Source organism: Enterobacter sp. MEB024 (assembly GCF_030209635.1).
Lineage (GTDB): Bacteria > Pseudomonadota > Gammaproteobacteria > Enterobacterales > Enterobacteriaceae > Enterobacter > Enterobacter ludwigii.
The window spans coordinates 781,101-799,026 of the sequence record NZ_JARVRQ010000002.1; the positions used below are offsets into that span (position 1 = coordinate 781,101).

14 protein-coding genes are annotated in these 17,926 nt (G+C 57.8%); 4 read left to right on the forward strand and 10 right to left on the reverse strand.

Annotated elements, in window-relative coordinates; all coding sequences use genetic code 11:
- Nucleotides 1-18: 18 nt before the first annotated feature.
- The 6 genes from QRN24_RS05940 to nasR all read right to left on the reverse strand — a co-directional run bounded on the left by QRN24_RS05940 (nt 19) and on the right by nasR (nt 10,854).
- The gene (locus tag QRN24_RS05940) at nt 19-2,517 is read right to left on the reverse strand and encodes a nitrate reductase (protein WP_284942480.1); all 2,499 of its coding nucleotides are present in this window, start codon (nt 2,515-2,517) and stop codon (nt 19-21) included.
- Nucleotides 2,514-6,500 (reverse strand): nitrite reductase large subunit NirB, encoded by a 3,987-nt coding sequence (gene nirB / locus QRN24_RS05945; protein ID WP_284942481.1) that lies wholly within the window; start codon nt 6,498-6,500, stop codon nt 2,514-2,516. The genes QRN24_RS05940 and nirB overlap by 4 nt, the downstream gene beginning before the upstream one ends.
- A gap of 11 nt (nt 6,501-6,511) precedes the next feature.
- Nucleotides 6,512-7,300, reverse strand: coding sequence for an ABC transporter ATP-binding protein (locus QRN24_RS05950; RefSeq protein WP_014170481.1), 789 nt, complete (start codon nt 7,298-7,300; stop codon nt 6,512-6,514).
- A gap of 9 nt (nt 7,301-7,309) precedes the next feature.
- Nucleotides 7,310-8,191 (reverse strand): nitrate ABC transporter permease, encoded by an 882-nt coding sequence (ntrB, locus tag QRN24_RS05955; protein WP_014170482.1) that lies wholly within the window; start codon nt 8,189-8,191, stop codon nt 7,310-7,312.
- A 2-nt stretch (nt 8,192-8,193) separates the two neighbouring features.
- Nucleotides 8,194-9,441 (reverse strand): CmpA/NrtA family ABC transporter substrate-binding protein, encoded by a 1,248-nt coding sequence (locus QRN24_RS05960; RefSeq protein WP_025203917.1) that lies wholly within the window; start codon nt 9,439-9,441, stop codon nt 8,194-8,196.
- A 228-nt stretch (nt 9,442-9,669) separates the two neighbouring features.
- Nucleotides 9,670-10,854, reverse strand: coding sequence for a nitrate regulatory protein NasR (nasR, locus tag QRN24_RS05965; protein WP_284942482.1), 1,185 nt, complete (start codon nt 10,852-10,854; stop codon nt 9,670-9,672).
- 72 nt (nt 10,855-10,926) lie between these two features.
- On the opposite strand from nasR, the gene QRN24_RS05970 reads away from it, so the two are divergent.
- From QRN24_RS05970 to QRN24_RS05980, 3 genes are all read left to right on the forward strand, one after another.
- On the forward strand, nt 10,927-11,280 hold the full coding sequence (locus QRN24_RS05970; protein WP_020882353.1) for a DsrE/DsrF/TusD sulfur relay family protein: 354 nt from the start codon (nt 10,927-10,929) through the stop codon (nt 11,278-11,280).
- Nucleotides 11,281-11,386: 106 nt separating this feature from the next.
- The gene (locus tag QRN24_RS05975) at nt 11,387-13,171 is read left to right on the forward strand and encodes a methyl-accepting chemotaxis protein (RefSeq protein WP_284942483.1); all 1,785 of its coding nucleotides are present in this window, start codon (nt 11,387-11,389) and stop codon (nt 13,169-13,171) included.
- Between the two features lie 211 nt (nt 13,172-13,382).
- Complete coding sequence (locus tag QRN24_RS05980; RefSeq protein WP_014170489.1) at nt 13,383-13,622, forward strand: DUF1883 domain-containing protein; 240 nt, start codon at nt 13,383-13,385, stop codon at nt 13,620-13,622.
- A 40-nt stretch (nt 13,623-13,662) separates the two neighbouring features.
- Here QRN24_RS05980 and QRN24_RS05985 read toward each other — a convergent pair whose 3' ends face one another.
- Both QRN24_RS05985 and chaB read right to left on the reverse strand, forming a co-directional pair.
- Nucleotides 13,663-14,358, reverse strand: coding sequence for a gamma-glutamylcyclotransferase (locus QRN24_RS05985; protein WP_020882351.1), 696 nt, complete (start codon nt 14,356-14,358; stop codon nt 13,663-13,665).
- 177 nt (nt 14,359-14,535) lie between these two features.
- A complete protein-coding gene (gene chaB, locus QRN24_RS05990) occupies nt 14,536-14,766 on the reverse strand; it encodes a putative cation transport regulator ChaB (RefSeq protein WP_032680829.1) in 231 nt (76 codons plus the stop codon).
- A gap of 269 nt (nt 14,767-15,035) precedes the next feature.
- Here chaB and chaA point away from each other — a divergent pair, with 269 nt between their 5' ends.
- Nucleotides 15,036-16,130 carry a sodium-potassium/proton antiporter ChaA gene (gene chaA / locus QRN24_RS05995; RefSeq protein ID WP_020882349.1) on the forward strand — a complete coding sequence of 365 codons (1,095 nt, stop codon included), beginning with the start codon at nt 15,036-15,038 and terminating at the stop codon, nt 16,128-16,130.
- Nucleotides 16,131-16,222: 92 nt separating this feature from the next.
- On the opposite strand, the gene kdsA is transcribed toward chaA, so the two are convergent.
- Nucleotides 16,223-17,077 carry a 3-deoxy-8-phosphooctulonate synthase gene (gene kdsA / locus QRN24_RS06000; protein WP_014170494.1) on the reverse strand — a complete coding sequence of 285 codons (855 nt, stop codon included), beginning with the start codon at nt 17,075-17,077 and terminating at the stop codon, nt 16,223-16,225.
- Nucleotides 17,078-17,113: 36 nt separating this feature from the next.
- Complete coding sequence (sirB1, locus tag QRN24_RS06005; RefSeq protein WP_014170496.1) at nt 17,114-17,923, reverse strand: invasion regulator SirB1; 810 nt, start codon at nt 17,921-17,923, stop codon at nt 17,114-17,116.
- Nucleotides 17,924-17,926: the final 3 nt, after the last annotated feature.

Genomic DNA, 17,926 nt, shown 5'->3' on the forward strand with positions numbered 1-17,926 from the left:
TCCTCACGTTTTGCAGCCTTAAGAGGAATTTTCCGGAATATCCTGAAACATTGTTTTTAGTTCAGGCACACAGGAGCCGCAGTTCGTTCCGCAGCGCAGCCTGGCACCCAGCGCCGCGACGGAATTACACCCTCCCCCAATCGCCTCGCGTATGACGGTTTCCCCCACGCTGAAACAGCTGCAGATGATCCGACCCGGATCGACACTGTCCCCGGTTCCCTGTCCATTCAACAACGCGTGGCGCTCAGCAAGCGTCACGGGAGGTGAACGAAACGCGGCTTCAATTACCGCGTGCGCCAGTGTCGGTAACGCAGTGCCTTCCCAGAACCCGAGCATCAGTTGTCCGTCATGCCAGGCCAGCACGCTGCTGCGCTCGCTGGTCTGCGCGACCTGCAGCTGCCAGCCCCGTTCACTGGCGTACTGCATAACCCACGCCAGCAACGGCTTATCCCCCGCCACCGTCAGACGTGAGACTTTACGCCACCAGCAGATAGCGGGTGGAAGCTCCGGCAGTTCACGGGCATAAAGCTCACCCTGCCAGCCCGGCTGCCAGGGCATAATCCTGACGGCCGTCTGTTTACTCTCGGGCTGACCGGACAGCGGGTCACAGCGCCCTTCCACCAGCGCATTCACCTTCCCCTGGCGGGCAAACTGGGCATTCCAGTGCATTGGCACAAACAGCTCACCTTCTCGCAGCCCGTCAGTGATACGCACTCTTGCCAGCATCACCCCACGCGGAGAACTGATGCGCGCCAGCTGTCCGTCGTACAGTGAGAAGCGCATGGCATCGGCGGCGCCGATCTCAACACAGGGCTCAGCACTATGCTGCATCAGTTTCGGGACGTACCCCGTCCGGGTCATGGTGTGCCACTGATCGCGGATACGTCCGGTATTGAGAATCAGCGGGTATAGTGCGTTTATTGCCGCACCGTGTGGCTGAGGCTCTACCGGCACAATTTCCCGGCGCGCAAAGGCCCCCGCTGGCCACTGATAAGGCTCAAGTCGGTCCCATTCCTCACGGGTAAGTGACGCCAGTTCATGAAGGTTAAACGCCCGCGCGCCGTCATTTTCAAAGGCCGAGAGCGCTGCATGCTCACAAAAAATTTGCTGCGGATGTTCCCAGGCGAAGGCTTCACCATAGCCCAGCGCCTGTGCCACCCGGGCGATGACCCACCAGTCCGGTTTGGTCTCGCCTGGCGCCGGCAGAAAGGCGCGCTGGCGCGAAATACGCCGCTCGGAATTGGTTACCGTACCGTCTTTCTCCCCCCACGCCTGCACCGGGAAGCGGATATGGGCATAGCGGCTGGTGTCGGTCTCCTGCATCACCTCGGAGACAATCACCAGCGGGCAATGTTCCAGCGCCTGGCACACTGCGTGGCTGTCCGGCAGCGAGACGGCAGGATTGGTACCCATGATCCACACCGCTTTCACTTCGCCGCGGGCGATCGCATCAAACAACTCCACCGCCATCAGGCCCGGCGTCTGGGCCAGTCTTTCCGTACCCCAGAAACGCGCCACCCGCGAAAGAGACTCCGGCTCGAAATTCATGTGAGCGGCAAGCTGGTTCGCCAGCCCACCCACCTCCCGCCCCCCCATCGCGTTAGGCTGTCCGGTCAGCGAAAACGGTCCGCAGCCCTGACGGGCGAATTTTCCGCTGGCCAGATGAACGTTGATGATGGCATTACACTTGTCGCTGCCGCTTGAGGACTGATTAATGCCCATGGTGTAGAGCGTGATGGCCCGCGGCGCAGTCACAAACCAGTCGTAGAAGGTCCCCACGTCCTCGGTTGAGAGGCCACAAAACTCAGCCACCCGGGCGATGGGCCACGCGTCGGTTCCCTGAATCAGATTGAGTAAACCGACAAACAGCCCGGCGTCACTGCCGGGCGTAAGCGCCAGATGCAGGTCAGCAATATCGCAGGTGGCCGTTTTGCGTGGGTCGATAACCACAACTTTCATCGCAGGATTGTTCTGGCGCGCCTGTACCAGCCGCTGATACAGCACCGGATGGGTCCATGCCGCATTTGACCCGACCAGCACCACCAGATCGCTGTTTTCCACATCCTCATAGCTGCACGGCACCACATCTTCACCAAACGCGCGCTTGTAGCCTGCCACCGCGGACGACATACAGAGCCGCGAGTTGGTATCAATGTTTGCCGCACCGATAAACCCTTTCATCAGCTTATTGGCGGCGTAATAGTCCTCAGTCAACAGCTGGCCGGAGGCGTAAAATGCCACCGCCTGCGGTCCCCAGGTGTCGATGATGGTCTGCAGCCGTTCACCTGCCGCCGCCAGCGCCCGGGGCCATTCCACCTCCTGCCCGTCGACCACCGGGTGCAGCAGTCGCCCCTGCAGACCAGTCGTTTCGCCTAATGCCGAGCCTTTAACGCACAGGCGTCCAAAACTGGCGGGATGGCGTTCATCTCCGCGCACGGTAACCTTCTCACCCTCAACCGTTGCGATCACGCCGCAGCCCACCCCGCAGTAAGGGCACGTCGTTCGGGTTTCATTCATGACGCCTCCGCACGCAAGATCTGCGCGTCGTTCCCGACCCACACCTGACCATTTTCTATTTTCACCGGCCAGGCGCGCACCGCAGGTTCCCCGTTATCGACCTGACAGCCGTCGCGCAGACGGATACGCTGCTTATAGATCGGAGAGATGACCACCGGCTCGCCGGCAGCATCGCCGAGAATACCGCGTGAAAGCACGTTTGCTGTGCTGCCCGGCTCGAGGTCGTCGAGGGCATAGACAGATTGACCAAAGCGGAAAAGCGCAATCGGTTTTCGCCCCAGCCGGGCGCCGATCCCCGCCTGCTCAGGGATCTCATCGATAGCGCAGACCGCTTGCCAGCGTTTATTCTCCTCCACCGGCTGACGGTTCACTTCGGTACGGAACAGCGCCAGACGGCTCGGATCGTTAAGCGTGGTCTGCCATTCACACTGGTAGGTTTCCACCACGCGGGCCATCTCCTGTTCCAGCTCGTGCGCAATGCCCAGGCTGTCGTGAAGAATCACCTCGCGCAGGTAATCGATCCCCCCTTCCAGATTGTCCATCCACGTACTGGTACGCTGCAGGCGATCCGCCGTGCGGATGTAGAACATCAGGAAACGGTCGACGGTGCGGATCAGCGTCTCGTCATCCAGATCGCTGGCAAAGAGGTCCGCATGGCGCGGTTTCATGCCGCCGTTACCGCAGAGATAAAGGTTCCAGCCTTTGTCGGTCGCAATGACGCCCACGTCCTTGCTCTGAGCCTCCGCACATTCACGGGTACAACCGGACACAGCCATTTTAATTTTGTGCGGCGCGCGTAAGCCTTTATAGCGGTGCTCAAGCGTGACCGCGAGACGCGTGGAATCTTGCACGCCATAGCGGCACCAGTTCGATCCGACGCAGGATTTCACCGTGCGCAGGGATTTACCGTACGCGTGACCGGTCTCAAATCCGGCCTCCACCAGCGCCTGCCAGATCGCCGGCAGCTGGTCGAGCGTGGCGCCAAAGAGGTCGATACGCTGCCCGCCCGTGATTTTGCTGTACAGCTGGTAGCGTTTGGCAATCTGGCCGATAGCTATCAAGCCGTCGGCCGACACTTCCCCTGCAGGCATCCGGGGCACGATGGAGTACGTCCCGTCTTTCTGAATATTGGCAAAATAACGGTCGTTGGTGTCCTGCAGCGGCAGATGTGCCGGTTTCAGCAGGTACTCATTCCAGCAGGAGGCGAGCACTGACCCCACCAGCGGTTTACAGATTTCGCAACCGTGCCCCTGCCCGTAACGGCTGATAAGCTGGTCGAAGGTACGAATATGATTGACGCGCACCAGGTGATAGATTTCCTGACGCGACCACGGGAAGTGTTCGCAGATGTCCTTTTTTACCTCCACGCCCTGCTCCGCAAGCTGGTACTCCATCACTTGTTTCACCAGCGCGCTGCATCCTCCGCAACCGGTCGCGGCTTTGGTGCACTGTTTTATGGCTCCAATATCCGCGGCACCGGCACTTACCGCCTGGCAGATATCACCTTTGCTGACGTTATGGCAGGAGCAGATCTGCGCACTGTCAGGCAGTGCCGCCACGCCGAGGGCTTTTGGCGCGCTCCCGGCGAAGGAAGGTAAAATTAGCGTTTCAGGCTCTTTGGGCAACGCTATGCCGTTGAGCATCATCTGCACCAGGGTCGCATATTCGCTGGCATCCCCCACCAGTACGCCGCCCAACAGGGTTTTATTGTCCTCACTGACCACGATCTTTTTATAGATTTGCTGCGGACCATGCGTCCATTGATAGCTAAGCGCGCCGGGTGTTCTTCCATGGGCATCGCCAAACGAGGCCACATCTACCCCCAGCAGCTTCAGTTTGGTGCTCATGTCAGCCCCGGTAAAGGCGCTCGCCTCTCCCGCCAGCGTGGCCGATGCCACCCGCGCCATCTGATAACCCGGGGCGACCAGGCCAAAAATTTTACCCTCCCACAGCGCACATTCGCCGATAGCGAACACGTCTTTATCGGAAGTCTGGCACTGGTTATCAATGCAAATCCCGCCGCGCTCTCCGGTCACCAGGCCACTGCTGCGCCCCAGTGCATCCTGCGGGCGAATACCTGCAGAGAAGACCACAATGTCAGTTTCCAGCTGTTCGCCGTCCGCAAAGCGCATCACCAGCCCGCCGTTCGCAGAGACGATGTCGGTGGTGGCTTTGCTGGTGTGAACGCCCACGCCAAGCGCTTCGATCTTTTTGCGCAGCATGGCCGCGCCGTCGTTGTCGAGTTGTACCGCCATCAGGTGTGGCGCAAACTCCACGACGTGCGTTTCCAGGCCCAGCTGTTTCAGGGCATTCGCGGCTTCCAGTCCCAGTAGGCCACCGCCAATGACCACCCCGCGACGGGATTGCTTTGCCTGCGCGGCGATGTTATCCAGGTCGTCCAGCGTACGGTAAACAAAGCAGCCCGGCAGCGTGCTGCCCGGTACCGGAGGCACAAACGGGTACGAGCCGGTCGCCAGCACCAGTTTGTCCCAGTGGGTTTCATGCCCACTGGCGGTACGCACGACGTGTGCGTCGCGATCGATACTCACAATTTGCTGCGAGAGGCGAAGCTCAATGCCGTGTTCAGCAAAGAAATCACCGTCCACCAGCGAGAGCGATTCTGCGCTTCGTCCGCCAAAATACTCTGACAAATGCACACGATCGTAGGCGGCATAGCGCTCTTCGCCAAAAACGATAATCTGGTACTGCCGGTGCAAATTGCGCTTCACACAGTCTTCGAGAAAATGATGGCCGACCATACCGTGTCCAACCACCACCAGCGTAGGTTTTGTCATAGCGTTTTGTCCTGCAACCTGCGGTTGCGTAGTGAATCGATTGAACAGCCAGTCCGCGTGGGCGGGCGCAGCCGTTGCCAGTAAATCGGTGAATGTTGCCGCGTTGCGGCAATCCCCCATCAGCAGCACGCCAGCAAGCGCACCGCGATGCAGTAACAAACGGCGATAGTGACGGGTCAGCGGATCCCAGGCGCTCCAGACCACATCGTCCGGCAGAACCTCTGCTCGCCCGGCGCTGAACAGCTCCACACCGGGTACTTTGAGGCGCATGCCGCTGTCGGTCAGGGCAAATGGCGTGCTAGCCCCCCCAGCCAGCCGGGCGGCGAGGATATCCGCCTGCGCCAGGCAAGGTGCGACCAGGCCGAACGTCTGGCCGTCGATTTCGCAGCACTCACCGATGGCGCTGATCGCCGGGACTGAGGTCTGCATCTGGTGGTTAACCACAATGCCGCGGGCGCAGTGAATGCCGCTGGCTTTTGCCAGTGCGACATTGGGCTGCACGCCGGTCGCCAGCACCACGCGAGAGGCGTTAATCTTGCGTCCGTTGTGTAACGTCACGGCATCCGCCGCAATGGCGGTCATTCCCGATGACAGTTCGCAGCGAACGCCGCGCTCCGCCAGCGCCTCTTCAAGCAAAACGCCTGCCTGCCGATCGAGCTGCTGTTCCATCAGCCACGCACCACGATGCACCAGCGTGACGTTGTCACAAGACCGGGCCAGTGCCGCAGCGACCTCGACGCCGAGCACCCCACCGCCCAGCACTACAGCTGGCCCCGGGTTCTCCTGAATCGCGCGGATATCGGCCAGCGTACGAAAGGTGAAGACATGCGGAGCGTCACCGCCCGGAATGGGGGGTACAAAAGGCGTCGACCCGGTGGCAAAGACCAGTTCGTCCCAGGCCAGCGTGGTTGCTGTGGTACGGACCTCGCGTTTCTCAACATCCACGGAGAGCACCTTTTCGCCTCGTCGTACCGTCACACCCCGTGCGTGATACCAGGCGTCATCCTGCAGGCGGATCTGCTGCGCCTGTTTTTCCCCGCCCAGTACCGGCGAGAGCATGATGCGGTTGTAAGCGTGTTCCGACTCCTCGCCAAACACGGTGATCGTAAAGCGACCGGGCACACGCTCGGTCAGCGAGGCAATCAGCCGTGTTGCGGCCATCCCATTACCGATAACGATCAGTCGCATCACCGCCTCCGTTACGCCGCTTTAGGCTGTTTTTCATAGAGGAAATGGAGGATCTGCTGGCGCATATGGTGATAGCGGCTATCGTCCGCCAGTTGAACCCGATTGCGCGGGCGAGGCAGGTCAACGTGCAGCACCTCGCCGACGGTGGCCGCCGGGCCGTTAGTCATCATCAGTACCCGGTCAGAAAGCAGCACAGCCTCATCCACATCGTGGGTGATAAGCACGATGGTGGTGTTCAGCGCCTGCTGGATTTGCATCACCGAGTCCTGCAGATGCGCGCGCGTGAGCGCATCCAGCGCGCCAAACGGTTCATCCATCAGCAGGACCTTCGGCTTCATCGCCAGCGCACGGGCAATGCCAACGCGCTGTTTCATGCCGCCGGAGATTTCCGAAGGCCGTTTATGCAGGGCATGCCCCATCTGGACGCGATCGAGGTTGTGTTCAATCCACTCCTTGCGCTCCGCCTTGCTCATGGTGCGGCGAAAGACCTGATCCACCGCCAGCGCAACGTTGTCGAAGCAGGTGAGCCACGGCAGCAGAGAATGGTTCTGAAACACCACCGCACGCTCCGGTCCTGGCCCGGCGATTTCGCGGTTATCGCAAATCAGCCCACCTTCGGTCGGCAGGGTGATCCCGGCAATCAGGTTCAGCAACGTCGATTTGCCGCACCCGGAGTGGCCAATCAGGCTCACGGTTTCGCCTTCGTGAATATCAAAAGAGACGTTCTGCAGCGCCAGAAACTCGCCGCTGGCGGTAGAAAAACGCTGGCTCACGGCCTGGACCTGAATTAATGGTTTCATCTTCGCTCCTTATTTTTCCTGCCAGCTAAAGCGACGGGCGATCAGCATCAGCCCCTGCTCCAGCAGCAACCCGACCACGCCAATGATGACGATGGCGATGAGAATGTTTTCGACGTTGAGGTTGTTCCACTCATTCCAGATCCAGAAGCCGATCCCCAGCCCACCGGTGAGCATCTCGGCGGCGACAATGACCAGCCAGGCGATGCCAATAGAGAGGCGAACCCCGGTCAGCACCGCGGGCAGCACGGCCGGGAAGAGGATCCGCCGCATGATGGTCCACTCGGAGAGCTGCAGCACGCGGGCAACGTTGAGGTAATCCTGCGGAATACGACGTACCCCTTCGGCGGTGTTAATCACCATTGGCCATATTGAACAGATAAAAATGGTCCAGCTGGAGGCGGGCTCCGCTTTCTGGAACAGCAGCAGGCCGATAGGCAGCCAGGCTAAAGGACTGACCGGGCGTAACAGTGCAATCAACGGGCTGAACATGCGCGAGCAAAAGGTGAAGCGACCGATCAGGAAACCGAGCGGGATCCCCGCGAGCGCCGCCAGACCAAAGCCCACCGCCACGCGCTGCAGCGAAGCGAGCACGTTCCAGCCGATACCCATATCGTTTGGCCCGTCGCGGTAAAACGGGTCAGCGAAGAGCGTTAATGCGGAATCCAGCGTGCTGAGCGGCGTCGGGAATCCTTTGCTGTTGATCGCGGCCAGTTGCCAGAGCAAAACCAGTAACCCGAGTCCCAGCAGCGCCGGGATCACGCGCTGCAGAAGGTCATTCATCCGTCGCGTGAACGTCGGTGCGCGCCGGCGAACCTGCACCGGAGGGAGGGTAATCACTTCCCCGCTCGCCGGCGTCTCGTCTTTCGATTTCGTGCTGTGCAGATGCTGCATAATCAGGCCCCTTTACGGTGAATAGCGAAGCGGTTGGCGTAACCGTCCGGATCGGTACCGTTCCAGACGGTACCGTCCATCAGGGTGCTGCTGCGATACGGTGATGACGGGGTGGATATGCCTCCCACCGCCGTGGCGGCATCCTGCCAGACCGAGGTCTGGTTAATGCGCTGCGCGATGGCGGCATAATCCGGCGCCGATTTGAGCAAGCCCCAGCGGCGGAACTGGGTTAAAAACCACATCCCGTCGGAGAGGTACGGATAGCTGACGGCACCCTCGTTGAAGAAACGGATCGGATGCGCATCCTGCCAGCGCTGGCCAAGCCCGTTGTCGTACTCTCCCAGCATCCGTCCGGTGAGATACTGCTCTTTGGTGTTCAGCCACGCCCGGCGAGAGAGGATTTGGGCGGTCTCACGTTTGTTGTCTGGTGATGCATCGATCCAGCGTGCGGCTTCCAGTACCGCACTCACCAGCGCCCGCGCGGTGTTCGGGTTTTTCTCCACCCAGTCGCGACGTGTGCCAAGAATTTTTTCCGGATGATCGGCCCAGATCGACTGGGACGTTGCGGCGGTAAACCCGATGCGGTCGTTTATGGCGCGCGCGTTCCACGGCTCACCAACGCAAAAGCCGACCATGTTGCCAATCCGCATGTTCATCACCATTTGTGGCGGCGGCACAACCACGGTCCGGACGTCATCGAACGGATTAATGCCCGCGCTGGCCAGCCAGTAGTAAAGCCACATCGCATGCGTACCGGTCGGGAAAGTGTGTGCGAAGGTGTAAGTGCCGGGTGCCTGCTGCCCAATCAGCGTTTTCAGCCCGTCGAGATCGCGAACGCCCTTCTCTGCCAGATCGCTGGAGAGCGTGATGGCCTGACCGTTCTGGTTCAGGGTCATCAGGTTTGCCATCTGCTGTGGCTTACCGGCAAGCCCCAGCTCCAGCCCGTACAGCAGGCCGTAAAGAATGTGGGCGGCGTCCAGTTCGCCGGCCACCAGCTTATCGCGCACGGCTGCCCAGCTTGCCTCTTTGGTTGGCACGATGGTGATGCCATATTTTTTATCAAACCCCTTCAGCGCCGCGATAACCACCGGCGCGCAGTCGGTTAACGGTATAAACCCAATGCGCACCGTCTCCTGCTCCGGTTTATCCGAGCCTGCCGCCCACGCGGCCTGCATGACACCCGGTAACAACATGGCGCCGCTCGCCAGCATGCTGGCCTGTAAAAACCGCCGTCTCGACAAATCCGCCATGACCACTCCTGAAAAAAAGACAAAAAAAAGCGCCCACCCGTGCCGAAGCACCGCTGGACGCCTTTATCCCGAAGACAGATGCACCGCCGTTGGCGCACCGTCAAAAATGGTTAATCAGATAATGCAAAGGGAATGCCAGGTTTTACTGCCCTGTTTTCCGGGCGTTTACCGGGAATTCCTCACAACTGCGCACCTCAATCAGGCACTAAATGCCCACTGATTGTGCAGCTACTCCTTAGGGGTTACCTGCCACAAGCTCTTCACGGTGAGCAGCGCGCGGGCGATATCTACCATGCGCTGGTTTTTGTCCATCGCCATTTTACGCAGCGCCGTCCATGCCTGTTCCTCACTCATCTTTTGATGGGTCATCAGTACGCTTTTCGCTTTATCGATGGTTTTGCGCTCTTCGAGCGTATCGCGCAGTGACGCAAGCTGACGGGAAAGCTGTTCTATCTCGCGCGCCTGTTGGCGAACCAGGGTTAACAAGGGCTTATCCGGATAAGAGGCCAGCGGATCGTCCTGCTCCTCAGCCGGTAGCATGTACTCCTCCTGGCGATGGATACGCTCGTCCACCGCGATCATCAGATCGGCGATAACCATCTCCTCCAGGGTGCGCAGATGCTCAAGGCGTGCCGTTTGCAGAGCAAACCAGGCCAGCGCGGTATGGCCATTGTCAGCGGCTGGCTGGCGGGTACAGGCCAGGCGCCTCAGTTGCTCCGTCTCACGGTCAGGCTGGCAATTCTGGGAAAAGGTGGTTTGCACATCCGCCGTGCTGTGGGTCATGAAAATCTCGAAGCAGGCCTGCTGTCCGTCAATCCGGTCCACCAGCTGCTGACGGATGCCATCGTCAAAATAGCCCTGCGTGAAGCCAATGGCGCCCAGCGCCCGCTCTTGTCCCGCCAGCTCTTTACCCTGCATCAGGCTATAAAGCGCGACAAAACGGCCTGCGATTTGCGGATCGTCAATGCTGTCATTAAGCTGCGGTACGATACTGAGCAGATGACGCAGGATGCGACAATAGTGATCCATCGCCTGCGGGGCCGTGATGGTTTGCTGAATAACGCCGTCACGAAGGGCTGACAGGTTATCCAGACTGAGCAGCGCGGCGGCTATACGTTCGCACACGCCGCTGCCCTGGAACGGGGAGTGATTATCCAGAACGTCATAAAGCGCAGTGAGGTTTTCATTCACCAGCGCCCGGCTCGCTTTGCATTCGGCAGCGTACAGCTTACCCTGTGAGCAGAGCCAGACGTTAGAGGCTCCACGCTCGCACTGCAGCATATGCACCAGCAGACTGATGGCGTTAACCAGCACGCCAAGCTGTGCCAGCCTGCTCAGTTGCTCCCGGCGCATCGACCTTGCACGCTGGAGCCATTCGGTCGCACCTGGCGAAATGCCAGCCATTAATGTCATGCTTACTCTCCCGGACAGCGAAACCCTGGATAGCTAAGCAATATTCGTGCCTTTAAAAGAACAGGAGTCAACATGCAAAAGATTGTTATCGTCGCCAACGGTGCGGCTTACGGCAGCGAATCCCTTTTTAACAGCCTGCGTCTGGCGATCGCGCTACGCGATAAAGAGAGTGAACTGGAGTTACGGCTCTTTTTAATGTCGGATGCGGTCACCGCCGGGCTGAAGGGGCAAAAACCGGCCGAAGGCTACAACATCCAGCAGATGCTGGAGATCCTGACCGCGCAAAACGTTCCGGTCAAACTGTGCAAGACCTGCACCGACGGGCGCGGCATCACCGGATTGCCGCTGATTGAAGGTGTGGAAATCGGCACGCTCGTTGAACTGGCCGAGTGGACTCTGCGCGCCGATAAAGTATTAACTTTTTAATAATAAACCCGTAAAAATATTATTTTCTTATGGACGCGGTTTCAGCATCAAGTTTACCTGCAGGGTTGCCGATAGGCATGGAAACAACACAGCAGGTATTTCACTTATGTTCAGATCCATTCGTGCACGCATCATTGCCGCGACGACAGGTTGTCTGGTCGTCGCCCTTCTTCTTAATACTGTCATCAATTTTCAGGTCACACGCCAGGATAACCAGCAGTCACAGCGCGACATCCTGACCAGCACCAGCGCCAGCCATAACATGGCGATTGCGGACTGGGTGAAGAGCAAAATGACGGTTATCGCCTCCGCACAAACCGTTGCGCTCAGTGACGATCCGGTTCCGGTCTTTAAACAGCTTGCCCAGGCGGGTGGGTTCACTAACGTCTATGTTGGCTATGCCAGCAAAACGGCGAAATTCTCTGAACCAGCGGGCGTACCGGCGGATTATGACCCCACGATCCGTCCCTGGTATCAGCAGGTCGTAAGCCAGGATAGCCCGGTCGTGACCGCGCCATATGTTGACGCCGGTAGCGGAAAACTGGTGGTGACGTTTGCCGTGCCGGTGAAAGAAAACGGTACCCTGAAAGCCGTGGTGGCTGGCGATGTGGCGATGGACAGCGTGGTTGCTAACGTGCGCGGGATCCACCCAACCCCGGCAAGCAGCGGGCTGCTGCTGAATAGCGATGGCACCGTCATTGCCGCCAGCGACCCTGCCCTGACGCTTAAACCGTTCGCCGAAACCCTCAAAGGCATCGACTTTGCGGCGCTGAAAAGCGGAAACCCGGTAAACGGGACCTTCAATGGCGCCGAAAAAACCTTCGTGGCAACCGCCGTGCCGGGTACGAACTGGATGCTGGTTGTTGCCCTGGACACAGGCGATGCCACCTCCGGAATGCGCTCGCTGCTGAAAGCCTCGGCCATCTCGCTGGTGATCCTGGCCTTACTCAGCGGCGCCATTGTTCACTTCCTGATTGCGCGTCTGCTGAAGCGCCTGTCTGACATTCGCGATGCGATGCATAACATTGCGAACGGCACTAACGATCTGTCGCAACGCCTGCCGGACAGCGGCGATGACGAAGTGGCGCAGATAGCGCAGGCGTTTAACGCCTTCAGCGACAAGCTCTCGATGGTGATGGTACAACTGCGTGATGCCAGCGCATCGGTGAAAAACGCCGCGCGGGAAATTGCGGCAGGTAACCAGGACCTCTCAGGGCGTACCGAGCAGGCCGCCTCCAGCCTTCGCGAAACGGCCAGCGCCGTAGAAGAGATCACCGCGTCAGTAACCCAGTCGAACGAGTCTGCGGCTGAAGCCAATGACCAGGCGAGTAAGGCCTCTGCGGCGGCGGCTCGCGGCGGCGAGGTGGTATCTCAGGCCATCAGCACCATGCAGTCCATTGAAGTGGCTTCCGCGAAGATTGGCGACATCACCAGCGTGATTGACGGGATTGCCTTCCAGACCAATATCCTGGCGCTGAATGCCTCGGTGGAAGCCGCACGCGCCGGAGAGCAAGGCCGTGGGTTTGCCGTGGTGGCCGGCGAAGTGCGTAATCTGGCCAGCCGCAGCGCGCAGGCGGCGAAAGAGATTAAAACGCTTATCGATTCCACCACCAACAGCGTGGCCACCGGCTCCCGCTACGTTCATCTGGCCGGGGAAAGCATGAACGAAATCCGCTCCAGCATCGGTAGCGTGTCGGGCATCATGCGTGAAATCTCCATCGCCACCAGCGAGCAGATGAAAGGCATCCAGGAGATTAACCATGCGGTGACCCATCTGGACAGAATGGTTCAGCAGAACGCCGAACTGGTGGTGCAATCTGCCGCTGCAGCCGGCGCGCTGCAGAGCCAGGCGGGCGACCTTGCTGAAACTGCCGGGCATTTCCGCATTTAATTTTAGGGTGGCGCGCGTTCACCGGGCAAAACGCGCGCCAGAGTAAATTTTCAGGAATTTTGTCATTTTTGTTTAATCGTTACGCCATTTTTTGATCAAAGTCAGCATCCTCACCCTCCCCCTTTGGTGTTATGCCATGAGTGAATTGTGAACAATATCACGCTCGGATATGGCAGCAGGGAGAGCGTTGTTTAAGACTACGGGGTAAAAAATGGCACTGGTAAAAACAAGTTTGAAATTGTTTGGCGGGGATACGGTCGTGGTGCGGTGTTCTGAGCGCTGCCGCATTCATTTGATGAGTTCGAAAGCACAACAACACTCGCAGGCGGATATCCTGACCGTGCAGGATGACAAGGCATGGCTTACCGTGCCGTACACCGGCACGTGGGATGTCCTGATTGACAGCCATAGTCAGTCACTGGAGCATTCCGTAAGCTACGTTGCTGCATAAGAGACAAACGCCCGGTCTGCTCACGCAGCCGGGCGCATTCTCAGGCAAAACCGGGACGCAGCGTATTATTCAGCGGGTTCCCTTCCAGCAGCGCTTTCACCTTCACCACCAGCTCATTCAGACAATCGTCCTTCATGCCGAGGCGCGTCAGCTCCTGGTCGAGCGAAAAGAGATACTGCGCGTTGGTGCCCAGCGGTCCACTGGCGGCAGCGATCAACGGGGCAATAACCTGCGTGCGGGTATCCGCTTCATACAGCGGATGGCGCGGATCCATAATAAACACCAGCGCGTTAACGGTACGTCCGTCATCGAGTTCCAGCTTGCACCAGCTCGGCATATAGCAGCCGGTGATCATCTCGCGCTTCCACAGCAGCGTCAGTTCGTCTTCCAGAGTTGCATCCGGCAGGCGGTAGGCCACCCCCGTGGTGCGTCCGCCCTCTTTTAGTGCAAGCATGCGTCCAGGCTGACATGCGCTACCTCGACCGGCCGTCAGGCGCAAACAAAATGCGCGATGCCAGCCAGGAAGTGTGCCTGTTGCCGATTCGACAAATTCGAGAGCCGGGTTCCACATCAGCGAACCGTAGCCAAAAATCCATACCGGGCCATCATCCGGGCGGCACGCCAGCGTGGCAGCAAGCGACGCCGCACGTTGTTCAGCTGACCAGAGAAGCGATTCCTCAATAGCACCAAATGCCGTCTTACAATCTGCCTTCATTAAGAAATCACGCGTTAACACTTTCCACCTCCGCCACTGCATGCTTCCTTGCGACATCTGTAATCCGCCTTCCCGGCATTGTGTGCTGGTCATTTTGCCAGCAGTTGAGTAACGATAAGCAATTCACGGGCCAGTTGCAATACAACGGAAGTTCAACCGCCTGAAAAGTCAAAACGAAGGCTGCAAATGATTTCACGACTATTTCTTTTTATGCCATTTATCGTCGTCTCCTTTCTCATATTCATGTTTTACTGCGGCCCAGGCGACTTTATGCGCGGTCTCTTCACGGCTGGCATCATCACGTCGATCTTCTTTATCTTTGTACTGATCCCAGGCGCTGTTAAAGGCCTCTTTGTAGATATCCTGCGCGTGCGCGGGCAATACGTGTTGCACGCTGTCTGGTAATTCGCGTTTCGTTTTATATGGCATCGCTAACCCCTCTTTTGGTTAAAAAGATAAGTGTGGACGACGATACGGCATGGTGCCAGTCAATTAAGAATTATGCGTAAATGATAATTTTAATATTATGTTATTAAAGGATTAATTACAGAACACGTTCCATTATCGACACCACAAAGCCAAAACATTACAAACCGTAAAATTGAGTAAAAAATCAAGGGTATTTAACAGAGATCTGTTAAGTTAATGACCGAAAATTCTATCTATAATTACAAGCACCTGCATTGATGGAGAAGCACATGACAGCAGCACACGAGGCGGTGAAGACCCGCCACAAGGAGACATCACTCATTTTCCCGGTCCTGGCACTGGCTGTGCTGCTCTTCTGGGGAAGCAGTCAGTCACTGCCAGTGGTAGTTGGTATCAATATTCTTGCTCTGGTGGGTATCTTAACCAGCGCCTTTAGCGTTGTTCGCCATGCGGACGTATTAGCCCATCGCCTGGGTGAGCCTTACGGCTCGCTAATTCTCAGCCTTTCGGTGGTTATCCTCGAAGTCAGTCTGATTTCCGCGCTGATGGCGACCGGTGACGCCGCACCGACCCTGATGCGTGACACCCTCTACTCCATCATTATGATTGTGACAGGTGGTCTGGTGGGCTTTTCACTGTTACTGGGCGGCCGAAAATTTGCGACCCAGTACATGAATCTGTTCGGCATAAAACAGTATCTGATTGCCCTTTTCCCGCTGGCAATTATTGTGCTGGTCTTCCCGATGGCATTGCCGGGGGCCAATTTCTCAACCGGGCAGGCGCTGCTGGTTGCGCTGATTTCCGCAGCCATGTACGGCGTATTCCTGCTGATTCAGACCAAAACGCACCAGAGCCTGTTCGTCTATGAACATGAAGATGACGGCGACGACCCGCATCACGGTAAGCCGTCGGCTCACAGCAGCGCGTGGCATACGGTTTGGCTGATCGTACATCTGATTGCGGTTATCGCCGTGACCAAAATGAACGCCAACCCGCTGGAGACGCTGTTAACCGAGCTGAATGCTCCGGTCGCGTTTACCGGTTTCCTGGTGGCGCTGCTTATCCTGTCGCCTGAGGGTCTGGGGGCGCTGAGAGCGGTGCTGAACAATCAGGTGCAACGCGCAATGAATCTGTTCTTTGGCTCGGTCCTGGCGACAATCTCACTCACCGTGCCGGTGGTGACGCTGATTGCCTTTATGACCGGTAACGAGTTGCAGTTCGCGCTGGGTGCGCCAGAGATGATTGTGATGGTGGCTTCACTGCTGCTGTGTCAGATATCCTTCTCGACCGGGCGCACCAACGTGCTGAACGGCGCGGCGCACATGGCGTTGTTTGTGGCCTATCTGATGACGATATTTGCCTAAGCGTTGTTCGGTGAGGCTCTGAGGCCACACCCGACACCTCTTCCATCGGGAGAGGAATAGCCCAAAAAAACCCGCCGAAGCGGGTTTTTTTATTAGTGGCTGGTATCCAGCTCGTCGAAACTCTTCACCAGATCGTCAATCGCCTTGATCTGTTTCAGGAACGGCTCCAGTTTAGCCAGCGGCAATGCGGACGGGCCGTCGCACTTCGCGTTGTCCGGGTCCGGGTGTGCTTCAATGAACAGACCGGCCAGGCCAGTCGCCATACCGGCGCGCGCCAGCTCGGTGACCTGCGCACGGCGGCCGCCAGAAGCTGCACCAAACGGGTCGCGGCACTGCAGCGCATGGGTCACATCGAAGATGACCGGAGACTGGTTGGACACGTTCTTCATCACGCTGAAGCCGAGCATATCAACGACCAGGTTGTCGTAACCGAAGTTTGCGCCACGGTCACACAGGATCACTTTGTCGTTGCCGCCTTCGATAAATTTATCGACGATGTTACCCATCTGGCCAGGGCTCACGAACTGAGGTTTCTTCACGTTGATGACCGCGCCGGTTTTCGCCATCGCTTCCACCAGGTCCGTCTGACGCGCCAGGAACGCCGGCAGCTGGATAACGTCGACAACGTCCGCAACAGGCTGCGCCTGAGAAGCTTCGTGCACGTCGGTGATCACTTTCACGCCAAAGGTCTGTTTCAGTTCCTGGAAAATTTTCATCCCCTCTTCCAGGCCCGGGCCACGGTAAGAGTGAATGGAGGAACGGTTGGCTTTGTCAAAAGAGGCCTTAAACACGTACGGGATACCCAGTTTTTGGGTCACGGTCACGTAGTGCTCGCAGATACGCATCGCGAGATCACGGGATTCCAGCACGTTCATACCGCCAAACAGCACGAACGGCAGGTCGTTTGCCACGTTGATATCACCAATGCTAACCACTTTTTGTTTCATAGGATCGCCTTATTCAGGTGTGAATCGGAATTTAGATTAATGCAGTGTAATTTGTTTGTGCGAGATCGCGTTGATCTGCGCACGAATCATTTCGCTAATCGGGTCTTCCGGGCATTGCTCAACGAAATAATTCAGATCGTTCAGCGCCACATGCTCGCAATCAAGCTGGGCATAAATCAGCCCGCGATCGCGGATTTCGTACGGATCTTCCGGATTAAACTGCAGCAGCACTTCACTGGCACGTAATGCCAGCTCCATCTGACGCTCTTCCATCAGCGCAGATTTCAGCGTATCCAGCAGTTTACGGATCACCTCGGCGTTATCCGCCTCGTCGAGATCTTCATTAAAGAGCTCGGCAACCGGGCTGATATTGCCTTTTAACCAGACGTCCAGCGTATGCTCATCCAGCGTATCGCCGTTAAACGGATTGATGAGCCACATCTCACCGTCCAGCCACTCCGCTCGCAGGATCATCTGCGTCGGGAAAATGACCGGCACCAGTGGAATATCCAGACGATGCGCGACCCACAGCAAAATGGAACCCAGCGCAACCGCGCTGCCCTGACGATTTTTCAAGACCTGATCCAGCCATAGTGCGTCAGACAGACGATACACGCCACGCGTGTCGCAGAAACCCCATTCGCCGTAGAAAAGCTCAAGCAGCTTCTCTAATTGCCAGTCCTGCGGGCGCGCCTGATTGATCTCTTCACGCGCCAGGCTGACCAGATTCTCCAGCTCTTCGTAGACGTATTGCGACGTAAAATCGTCGCGGATCATCTCCGAAATCAGGATCATGCCATCGCAAAGCGGCACTTTATTAAATTCGAAATCGGCTAAGGACCTCATGAC

What these genes read in the sequence shown, in the direction of transcription:
- chaB (WP_032680829.1), bottom strand. Translation starts at nt 14,766, where the DNA reads ATGCCATATAAAACGAAACGCGAATTACCAGACAGCGTGCAACACGTA.
- nirB (WP_284942481.1), bottom strand. Translation starts at nt 6,500, where the DNA reads ATGCGACTGATCGTTATCGGTAATGGGATGGCCGCAACACGGCTGATT.
- QRN24_RS05960 (WP_025203917.1), bottom strand. Translation starts at nt 9,441, where the DNA reads ATGGCGGATTTGTCGAGACGGCGGTTTTTACAGGCCAGCATGCTGGCG.
- QRN24_RS05950 (WP_014170481.1), bottom strand. Translation starts at nt 7,300, where the DNA reads ATGAAACCATTAATTCAGGTCCAGGCCGTGAGCCAGCGTTTTTCTACC.
- nasR (WP_284942482.1), bottom strand. Translation starts at nt 10,854, where the DNA reads ATGACATTAATGGCTGGCATTTCGCCAGGTGCGACCGAATGGCTCCAG.
- chaA (WP_020882349.1), top strand. Translation starts at nt 15,036, where the DNA reads ATGACAGCAGCACACGAGGCGGTGAAGACCCGCCACAAGGAGACATCA.
- QRN24_RS05940 (WP_284942480.1), bottom strand. Translation starts at nt 2,517, where the DNA reads ATGAATGAAACCCGAACGACGTGCCCTTACTGCGGGGTGGGCTGCGGC.
- ntrB (WP_014170482.1), bottom strand. Translation starts at nt 8,191, where the DNA reads ATGCAGCATCTGCACAGCACGAAATCGAAAGACGAGACGCCGGCGAGC.
- QRN24_RS05970 (WP_020882353.1), top strand. Translation starts at nt 10,927, where the DNA reads ATGCAAAAGATTGTTATCGTCGCCAACGGTGCGGCTTACGGCAGCGAA.
- kdsA (WP_014170494.1), bottom strand. Translation starts at nt 17,077, where the DNA reads ATGAAACAAAAAGTGGTTAGCATTGGTGATATCAACGTGGCAAACGAC.
- sirB1 (WP_014170496.1), bottom strand. Translation starts at nt 17,923, where the DNA reads ATGAGGTCCTTAGCCGATTTCGAATTTAATAAAGTGCCGCTTTGCGAT.
- QRN24_RS05975 (WP_284942483.1), top strand. Translation starts at nt 11,387, where the DNA reads ATGTTCAGATCCATTCGTGCACGCATCATTGCCGCGACGACAGGTTGT.
- QRN24_RS05980 (WP_014170489.1), top strand. Translation starts at nt 13,383, where the DNA reads ATGGCACTGGTAAAAACAAGTTTGAAATTGTTTGGCGGGGATACGGTC.